An 8550-nucleotide genomic window follows, 5' to 3' on the forward strand; every position below is an offset into this window, starting at 1 on the left:
AAAAGAAAGTTACCCGCCGCTTTAGTGGCGGAAGCTTTTATCGTTTGATCCTGATCCTGATCCTGATCCTGATCCTGATCTTGCTTGAGCGAGGCGCCGCGAGACCGAAACGACGTGGTCGCGGCTCGCGCCGCTCCTACCCCGCGCGAAAATACGCCGCTTCGATGTGTGGCATTTGGCGTTGTTGGTCCTGCGCGTCCCGTGGTCGCGGCTCACGCCGCTCCTACAAGGGATGGATTCTTCCGCCCGGCCATCATGCCCATCACGCGCACCAAGGCGCCGACAGGCCGCACCTGATCAATGCATAGCCGGAGCCGCCGGCCGCGGCTCCCGCCGCAGGGCGACGGTTTCCCAGCCCGCGACGATCATCAACACCGCGCTGGTCGCCGCACCCAGGGTCAACGGCGACAGATGCAGTGGCGCGCTCGCGAAGGCCAAGGCGGCCAGCATCAGCAGGCCGACGCAATGCGAGAACGGCGGGAAGCGACGGGTGTTGGTGACCCACTTGAACAAGGCGCAACCCAGCAGGTACAGCGCCGGTCCGCCGATGATCGCGGCGATGCCGGCGCCGTCGGCGTGGTCGGGATGGACCAGCACCAGTTCGTCGGCGACCGCGCACACCACGATCCCGCCGACGATCAGCAGGTGCAGGTAGGTGTAGGCGTTGCGCGCCTGGCGGGCCTGCCGGGTCTGGTCGGTCTGCTGCAGCATGCGATGGGTCGCGCGCTCGGCGCCGGTGTCGAAATAGATCCACCACATCGCCACGCTGCCGAGGAAGGCGATGCAGAACGCGGCCACCGCGGTCGGGTTCCATTCGAGTTTGGCGAAGGTGGCGCCGGTAATCAGGATGGATTCGCCCAGGGCGATGATGATGAACAAGCCGCAGCGCTCGGACAGATGCGCGCCTTCGACGTCCCAGTCCGACAGCGAGGAACGGCCTAGGCCGGGCACGCGGAAGTAGGCGAGGGGGCCGAGGTATTCGATCGCCACCGCGACCAGCCACCAGGCGATCCGCGACTCCGGTTCGGCCAGGCCGCCGAGCACCCAGAACACCGCCGACAGCGACAGCCAGATCAAAATACGCACGAAATTGCGGAAATTGCCCGGGCTGCGCCCGCCGCGCAGCGCCCACAGCATGAACGCGGTGCGCCCGACCTGCATCGCCGCGAACACGATGCCGTAAGCGAGACCGCGCTCGGCGAAGGCCTGCGGCAGCGACGACGACAGCAGCAGGCCGCCGAACATCAGGGCGAAGATCATCAGCCGCACCGGCACCTTGTCCGGGGCGAGCCAGTTGGTGACCCAGGAGGTGAAGATCCACAGCCACCACACCCCCAGGAACAGCAGGCCGGTGCGCAGCGCGCCGACCGCGGTGAGGTTTTCGAGCAGGGTGTGGGACAACTGGGTGATCGCGAACACGAACACCAGGTCGAAGAACAGTTCGCTGAAGCCGACCTTGGCGTGGCCTTCGCGGATGCGCAGCAGGGTAGTGCGGGCGGGAGTCATGGCGGCATCTGCGATTCGGCCGTGCAGCTTAGCCGCGCGAGAGCCTCCACCATAGCAACAGCGCGACCGCGGCCGGCCCGCCGAACACCGCCAGGAAGATCGGCAGTTCCTCGGCGACGCTGTAGCCCGCGCGCGCCACGCCGATCCACAGGTTGATCGCCGCGCCGATGAACCACAGCGGCAGGAACAGCTTCAACGCGGTCAGCAGCGGCCCGGGACCCGGGCCGCCGAGCAAGCGCGCGGCCAGCAGGCACAGCGCCAACAGGACCAGACCGCCGAGTATCACCATCACCGTATGCATCGCGTCTCCCTTGTGAGTGCCGCCGTTCGCGCCCCTGTCGCCGCCGCCGCGCAGGCGCGTGGCAGGGCGTGGTCGGCCCATGGTTGGCGGCGGCGCGTGCAGGCGACGTGCAGGCGGTCGCCGCATCGCTCAGCGGGTGGTGTAGCCGCCATTGGCGAAGATGGTTTGGCCGGTGATCCACCAGCCGTCGGTGACCAGGAATTTCACCAGCGGGGCGATATCGCGGATCTCGGTCAGGCCGCTTTGGGTGCGGCTGCTCAGCGCCGCCGCGGTGGCGTGGTAGGCCGCCGATTCCTTGGACTCGGCCGGGTAGAAGAACGGCGTGTCCATCGGTCCCGGGCCGATCGCGTTGACCGAGATGCCGCGTTCGCCGAACTCCTTGGAGGCGGCGCGGGTGAAGTGCTCGATCGGCGCCTTGCTGCCCGGGTACACCGCGTAGAACGGCGTGTATGCGGCCAGCAGCGAGCTGACGATGGTGCAGACGTTGCCGTCGTCGGCGAGCTGCTTGCCGGCCTGCTGGATGAAGAAGAACGCGGCCTTGGAATTGACCGCGAACATGCGGTCGTACTCGGTCTCGCTCACCTCGACCAGCGGCTTCTTGATGACCATGCCGGTGGTATTGACGGCGATGTCGATCTTGCCGAAGCGCGCCTTGGCCGCGTCGAACAGCTTTTCGACCTCGTCGGGCCGGGTCAGGTCGCCCTGGTGGGCGAAGGCGTCGGCGCCGGCGCTGCGCAAGGCGGCGACGGTGTCCTCGGCGGCGGTGCGGGTGGCGTCGCTGTTGTAGTGGACGGCGATGCCGGCGGCGCCGCCCAGGGCGAGCTCGCGCGAGATCAGGCCGCCGAGGTTCTTGGCGCCGCCGCCGATGACGACGGCCTTGCCGTGGAGGGAACGATCGGGCATGGGGAGGGACTCCGTTGGGCTGAAGGAGCGGGGCGGGGGCCGCCGCGGACGTTGACGCGAATGTGATCGGAATCATGTTTAGCTCGCCCCACGTCCGTTGCGCTTCCACGATGTCCGAGCCGCTTTCAATTTCTCCGCCGACCGTGGCGGCCGATGCCTCCGCTCGCGGCGAGTCCGCGCTGGGCGCGGCCGCGGTGCGCGACTGGCTCGGCGTGCGCCGGCTCTCGTTCAATCGCGAGCTGACCCTGGCGCCGGGCCTGGAATTCGCCTTCGCCTCGGAGAGCATCGCCGAGCCGACGCAATGGCGCCTGCAGCACGACCGCCATACCCTGATCGTCCATCTCGACGGTTCGATGCGGCGCCTGGACACGCGGATCGAAGGCGTCGGGCGTTTGCGCCTGCCGCCCGCGGCCGGCGATCTGTGGCTGATCCCGGCCGGCCGCCGCTATCAGGGCGAGGCGCTAGGCGGCGAGATCGCCTACGCCGAGCTCACGATCGATCCGGCCCGCTTCGGTCCCTGCCGCGATGGCGCCGCCGACCTCGCCGCGCGCATGAAGCAGCGCGATCCCTTCGTGCACGGCCTGGCCGCGCGCCTGGCCGCACTCTGCGACCAGGGCGACGACCTGGCGGCGATGCTGCGCGAAGCCTTGGGCCAGGCCTTGGGCCTGCATTTGTTGCGCGAGTACGGCCGCAGGCCCGCCGTAGTGGCCGCGACCGCGCCGCGCCTGCAACCGGCGCAACGGCAGCGGATCGAGGACTACATTCAGGCGCAGTTGGACCAGCCGATCCGGCTGTCCGCACTCGCGGCGATCGCCGGACTCAGCGTGCACCGGCTGCTGGTCGCGTTCCGCGCCGCCTTCGGCGCGACCCCGATCCAGTACGTGCTCGGCGAACGCCTGCGCCGGGTCTGCCTGCGCCTGCGCGACAGCGACGAGGACATCGCCACCATCGCGTTGGAGACCGGTTTCGCCAGCCACAGCCATCTGTCGATGGCGTTCAAGAAGCGCTACGGCCTGGCGCCGCGCGACTATCGCCTGCAGTCCCGCTAGGCCGGCGCGCCCGCGGGCCGCGCCACAGTTCGCCGCCCCTGCCATCGGTCATGACGACGAAACGCCCATGGGTGTAAGCGCCGCGGCGGCTAGCATCGATCCTGTCAGGACACGCCCGGCGATCCGCGCCGCGCCGTCCTTCCTCCGCACGGGACCCATCGATGCTCACCATTCGCGACCTCACCAAGACCTATGCCAACGGCGTGCGTGCGCTGGACGGCATCTCGCTGGATATCCCGCGCGGCATGTTCGGCCTGCTCGGCCCGAACGGCGCCGGCAAGTCCTCGCTGATGCGCACCCTGGCGACCCTGCAGGAGGCCGACGCCGGCAGCGCCACGCTCGAGGGCGCCGACGGCCGCCCGATCGACGTATTGCGCGACAAGGACACGGTGCGGCGGCAATTGGGCTACCTGCCGCAGGACTTCGGCGTCTATCCGAAGGTCAGCGCCGAGGACCTGCTCGAACATTTCGCCGTGCTCAAGGGCCTGACCCAGCGCAAACAACGGCGCGAGGTGGTCGACGGCCTGCTGCATCAGGTCAACCTGTGGAACGCGCGCAAGCAGAAGCTCGGCACCTTTTCCGGCGGCATGCGCCAGCGCTTCGGCATCGCCCAGGCCCTGCTCGGCGACCCGCGCCTGGTCATCGTCGACGAACCCACCGCCGGCCTCGACCCCGAGGAACGCAATCGTTTCCTTAATCTGTTGGCCGAGATCGGCGAGAACGTCGCGGTGATCCTGTCCACCCACATCGTCGAGGATGTGACCGACCTCTGCCCGACCATGGCCATCGTCAACAAGGGCAAGGTCTTGCTGACCGGCGAGCCGAACGCGGCGATCGCCGCCGTGGCCAACCAGGTGTGGCGCAAGCAGGTCACCAAGGCCACCTTGGCCAGCTACGAAACCCGTTACACGGTGTTGTCGACGCGCCTGGTCGCCGGCCAGCCGGTGATCCACGTGTTCAGCAAGGACCGCCCGGAGGAGGGCTTCGAGCCGGTGGCGCCGGACCTGGAAGACGTGTATTTCCAGCGCCTGCGCCAGCACGCGCGCGTCGCGGCTTGAGCGGGGCGCCATGATGATCGCCGAATTCTTCCGTTTCGAGTTGCGCCAACAGCTGCGCGCGCCGCTGTTGTGGCTTATTTCCCTGTTGTTCGGGCTGCTCGCCTTCGCGATGACCAGTTCCGACGCGGTGCAGATCGGCGGTGCCATCGGCAACGTCAACCGCAATGCGCCGTCCACCGTGATCATGGCGCTGAGCTATTTCAGCCTGCTCGGCCTGTTCGCCATCGCCAGCTTCATCGCCGCCGCGCTGCTGCGCGACTTCGAGCTCGGCACCGCCGACCTGTTTTTCTCCAGCCCGATGCGCAAGCGCGACTTCCTGATCGGCCGTTTCTCCGCCGCCCTGGTCGCCTGCCTGTTGGTGTTCGCGATGGTCGTCGCCGGCCTGATGATCGCGCCGCTGATGCCATGGATAGACCCGGAGCGGCTCGGGCCGTTCTCGCTGATGCCGTATCTGTGGGGCCTGTGCGTGGTGGTACTGCCGAACCTGTTGTTCATCGGCGCGCTGCTGGCCTTGCTCGCGGTGACCGCGCGCAACCTGCTGGTGGTCTACCTCGGGGTGATCGCGTTCTTCATCTTGTACCGCCTCGGCCGAGGCCTGGCCACCGACCTCGACAACGAGTGGCTGGCGGTGATGATGGATCCGTTCGGGATCACCGCGTTGCGCCGTACCCTGCGTTACTGGTCTTCGGCTGAACTCAATACCGCGATCCCGAGCCTCGACCGTTTCCTGCTGGCCAATCGGCTGGTCTGGAGCAGCATCGGTCTGGCGCTGGCGGCGACCGCCTTCGCCCTGTTCAAACCGCAGCGCACCGCCACCGGCAAGGGCTGGTTCCGGCGCAAAAAGCGCTTCGCGCCGGTGGCGAAGACGCCGTCGACCGTGGTCGCGCCGCGGGTGCAGCCCGCCTTCGGTACCGGCAGCGCCGTCGCCCAGTTCCTGCATGCTTTGCGCTTCGACACCGTCGGCGTGCTCAAGAGCGTGCCGTTCCTGATCATGCTGGCGTTCGCGGTCGCGAACCTGCTCGGCAGCGCCGGCGCCATGCGCAGCCTGTTCGGCACCGAAACCTATCCGACCACCTCGGTGATGATCGGCGCGCTGCAGGACACCTTCGGCTTCATGGTCGTGTTCATCGTGATGTTCTACGCCGGCGACCTGGTGTTCAAGGAACGCGGGGTGAAGCTGGCCGAGGTCACCGATGCCATGCCGGTGCCGAACTGGGTGCCGCTGTTGAGCAAGGCCGCGACCCTGGTGTTGGTGGTGCTGATCTTCCAGGCCATCGGCAGCCTCGGCGCGATCGGCTACCAGCTCGCCAAGGGCTATCGCCAGCTCGAACCGCTGCTGTACGCCAAGGCCTTGTTGCTCGATTCGGTTCCCTTCGTGCTGATGGGCGGCCTGGCCCTGGTGCTGCAGGTGCTGACCAACAACAAGTTCATCGGCTACGGCGCGCTGATCCTGGTGGTGGTGCTGCAGTCCGTCTTCGGCCTGCTGCACTTCGAGCACAACCTGTACAACTTCAGCCGCGCCTCCGAAGCGCCGTACTCGGACATGAACGGTTACGGTCAGTTCCTCGGCGCACGCCTGTGGTTCCAGGCGTACTGGGGCTTGTTCGTCGCAGCCTTGCTGACCCTCGCCGCGGTGTTCTGGGTGCGCGGCGTGTCGCCGAGCCTGCGCGATCGCCTCGCCCTGGCGCGCAGCCGCCTGCGCGGCGCGCCCGGCATCGTCCTGGCCGCGTTCGCTCTGGCTTGGGTCGGCGCCGGCAGCTATATCTTCTGGAACACTAACCTGCTCAACCGCTACGTGCCCTCGGACGTGGCGATGGACGAGCAGGTGCGTTACGAGAAGGAGTACCGCAAGTACAAGGGCCTGGCCCAGCCGCGCATCCTCGCCGTCGAGGTCGACGTCGACCTGCATCCGGAAACCTTGAGCGTGTCCAGCAAGGGCCGCTACCGCATCGCCAACCCGCATGCGCAGCCGATCGGCGAGTTCCACATCACCGTCGATCCCGAGCAGCGCATCACCGCCCTGGAGTTCGGCGGCGCCAAGCTGAGCCACGACGACCAGCGCCTGGGTTATCGCATCTACCAGCTCGACCGGCCGATGCAGCCAGGCGAACAGCGCGAACTGCGTTTCGCCCAGTCGTATGCGCAGCGCGGTTTCGGCAACGAGCCGGACAACAAGGCCATCGTCGCCAACGGCAGCTTCTTCAACTCCGCGGCCTTTCCGCACTTCGGCTACAACGAGAACCGCCAGCTCGCCGACCGCAACGAGCGCCGCAAGCGCGGCGTCGCCGAGGTGCAGCGCATGGCCAAGCTCGAAGATAAGGCGGCGCGCGGCAACCACTACATCGGCGGCGATGCCGACTGGATCGACTTCAAGACCACGGTCTGCACTGCGCCCGACCAGATCGCGCTGGCCCCGGGGTATCTCAAACGCGAATACCGCCGCGACGGGCGCCGTTGCTTCGACTATGCGATGGACCAGCCGATGCTGCCGTTCTACGCTTATCTGTCGGCGAAGTGGCAGGTCAAGCGCGCCGAACACGGCGGTATCCCGGTCGAGGTCTATTACGATCCGAAACACGCCTATAACGTCGACCGCATGATCGACGGCGTCAAACAATCGCTGGACTACTTCCAGGCCCAGTTCACCCCGTACCAGCATCGCCAGGTGCGCATCATCGAGTTCCCCGGCTACGCCCGTTTCGCCCAGAGCTTCGCCAACACGATTCCGTTCTCCGAATCGATCGGCTTCATCGCCGACCTGCGCGACACCAGCGCCATCGACTACGTGTTCTACGTGACCGCGCACGAAGTCGCGCACCAATGGTGGGCGCACCAGGTGATCGGCGCCGACCTGCAGGGTTCGACCATGCTGTCGGAATCGCTGTCGCAGTACTCGGCGTTGATGGTGATGGAGAAGGCCTATGGCCGCGCCAAGATGCGCCGCTTTCTCAAGTACGAACTGGACAACTACCTGTCCGAGCGCAGCGCCGAGCGGGTCGAGGAACTGCCCTTGTACCGGGTCGAGAACCAGCCCTATGTGCATTACCGCAAGGGCTCGCTGGTGTTCTACCGCCTGCGCGAAGACCTGGGCGAGGCCGCGGTCAATCGCGCGCTCAAGCGCTTCCTGCAGGACAAGGGCTTCCAGCAACCGCCGTACACCACTTCGGCGGAATTGCTGGACTATCTGCGCGCCGAAGCCAAGCCCGAGCAGCAGGCGCTGATCACCGACCTGTTCGAGAAGATCACCTTCTACGACAACCGCGTGGTGAGCGCGAGCACGAACAAGCGCGCCGACGGCAAGTACGAAGTGACCATGCAATTGCACGCCGGCAAGGTCTATGTCGACGGCAAGGGCAAGGAAAGCCCGGCCCGGCTCGACGACTGGATCGAGATCGGCGTATTCGCGCGCGGGCCCTCGGGCGAGGAAGCCGACGAGAAACCGCTGCTGCTGGAGCGTCGCCGGATCACCGAAGGGGAATCGACGATCAAGGTGGTGGTCGGCGAGGCGCCGTATGAGGTGGGGTTCGATCCTTACAACAAGTTGATCGACCGGGTGTCGGCTGACAATCGCCAACGGTTGTAGGCGATGGGCGATGGCCACGGCCGTTGTTGTTGACGCGGTTGTTGCAGTTGCAGTTGCCCTTGCTCTAGTTGTTGCTGTGCGCCGATTCGCACTAGCGAAGGCAATAGAAGACCCGGAGGGCGGCCCGCATGGATGCGGGCCGTTTTTCAT

At 66.9% G+C, this 8550-nt stretch carries 7 protein-coding genes; 4 read left to right on the forward strand and 3 right to left on the reverse strand.

Annotated features, from left to right (window positions below; all coding sequences use genetic code 11):
- A partial coding sequence (locus EX88_RS27240) for a hypothetical protein (protein WP_235186394.1) occupies positions 1-308 on the forward strand: 308 nt, incomplete at its 5' end.
- Here EX88_RS27240 and EX88_RS0121730 read toward each other — a convergent pair.
- The 3 genes from EX88_RS0121730 to EX88_RS0121740 all read right to left on the reverse strand — a co-directional run bounded on the left by EX88_RS0121730 (position 298) and on the right by EX88_RS0121740 (position 2710).
- Positions 298-1506, reverse strand: a complete 1209-nt coding sequence (locus EX88_RS0121730) for a low temperature requirement protein A (protein WP_031374081.1) — start codon at positions 1504-1506, stop codon at positions 298-300. The two genes, EX88_RS27240 and EX88_RS0121730, sit on opposite strands and share 11 nt — an antisense overlap.
- Before the next feature lie 28 nt (positions 1507-1534).
- A complete protein-coding gene (locus EX88_RS0121735) occupies positions 1535-1807 on the reverse strand; it encodes a hypothetical protein (RefSeq protein ID WP_031374082.1) in 273 nt (90 codons plus the stop codon).
- Positions 1808-1936: 129 nt separating this feature from the next.
- Positions 1937-2710: an SDR family oxidoreductase gene (locus EX88_RS0121740; RefSeq protein WP_031374083.1), complete on the reverse strand. Its 774-nt coding sequence runs from the start codon at positions 2708-2710 to the stop codon at positions 1937-1939.
- A gap of 110 nt (positions 2711-2820) precedes the next feature.
- Here EX88_RS0121740 and EX88_RS0121745 point away from each other — a divergent pair, with 110 nt between their 5' ends.
- The 3 genes from EX88_RS0121745 to EX88_RS0121755 all read left to right on the forward strand — a co-directional run bounded on the left by EX88_RS0121745 (position 2821) and on the right by EX88_RS0121755 (position 8400).
- The gene (locus EX88_RS0121745) at positions 2821-3759 is read left to right on the forward strand and encodes a helix-turn-helix domain-containing protein (protein WP_161786167.1); all 939 of its coding nucleotides are present in this window, start codon (positions 2821-2823) and stop codon (positions 3757-3759) included.
- 161 nt (positions 3760-3920) lie between these two features.
- Positions 3921-4817, forward strand: coding sequence for an ABC transporter ATP-binding protein (locus tag EX88_RS0121750; RefSeq protein ID WP_031374085.1), 897 nt, complete (start codon positions 3921-3923; stop codon positions 4815-4817).
- A 13-nt stretch (positions 4818-4830) separates the two neighbouring features.
- The gene (locus EX88_RS0121755) at positions 4831-8400 is read left to right on the forward strand and encodes an ABC transporter permease/M1 family aminopeptidase (RefSeq protein WP_031374086.1); all 3570 of its coding nucleotides are present in this window, start codon (positions 4831-4833) and stop codon (positions 8398-8400) included.
- Positions 8401-8550: the final 150 nt, after the last annotated feature.

Origin of the sequence: Lysobacter antibioticus (assembly GCF_000731095.1) — a bacterium.
GTDB classification, from domain to species: Bacteria; Pseudomonadota; Gammaproteobacteria; order Xanthomonadales; family Xanthomonadaceae; genus Lysobacter; species Lysobacter antibioticus_B.

Coding starts and splice junctions, on each gene's coding strand:
- EX88_RS0121755 (WP_031374086.1), top strand. CDS start 4,831: ATGATCGCCGAATTCTTCCGTTTCGAGTTGCGCCAACAGCTGCGCGCG.
- EX88_RS0121730 (WP_031374081.1), bottom strand. CDS start 1,506: ATGACTCCCGCCCGCACTACCCTGCTGCGCATCCGCGAAGGCCACGCC.
- EX88_RS0121740 (WP_031374083.1), bottom strand. CDS start 2,710: ATGCCCGATCGTTCCCTCCACGGCAAGGCCGTCGTCATCGGCGGCGGC.
- EX88_RS0121735 (WP_031374082.1), bottom strand. CDS start 1,807: ATGCATACGGTGATGGTGATACTCGGCGGTCTGGTCCTGTTGGCGCTG.
- EX88_RS0121750 (WP_031374085.1), top strand. CDS start 3,921: ATGCTCACCATTCGCGACCTCACCAAGACCTATGCCAACGGCGTGCGT.
- EX88_RS0121745 (WP_161786167.1), top strand. CDS start 2,821: ATGTCCGAGCCGCTTTCAATTTCTCCGCCGACCGTGGCGGCCGATGCC.